Genomic DNA, 262 nt, shown 5'->3' on the forward strand with positions numbered 1-262 from the left:
GTCGTGCGGCCACACCGACCCGTTGTGATAGGCCATCGGGTTGAAGCGCGGCTGGCCGGCCGCGAGCGTGCGGATGCCCCAGCCCGTCTGGAACAGCGTCGAGCCGAGCACGCTCGCGACCGCCGCGCCGCGCTGCGCGTCGGGCAGCCCGAACGCGAGCAGCTGGCCCGCGTTCGACGCGAGCACGCGGCACAGATCGCCGTGACCGTCGAGCGCGATCCCGTAGAACTGGGCGTCCGGCATCCAGAACAGCGCGTCGACC

1 protein-coding gene is annotated in these 262 nt (G+C 72.9%); it reads right to left on the minus strand.

Features of this window, described 5'->3' with window-relative positions; genetic code table 11:
- The coding region (locus tag SB816_RS32630; RefSeq protein ID WP_410548329.1) for an MGH1-like glycoside hydrolase domain-containing protein at positions 1-262 on the minus strand (262 nt) is incomplete at both ends.

The organism is Achromobacter sp. SIMBA_011 (assembly GCF_046535435.1).
GTDB classification, from domain to species: domain Bacteria; phylum Pseudomonadota; class Gammaproteobacteria; order Burkholderiales; family Burkholderiaceae_B; genus Achromobacter; species Achromobacter dolens.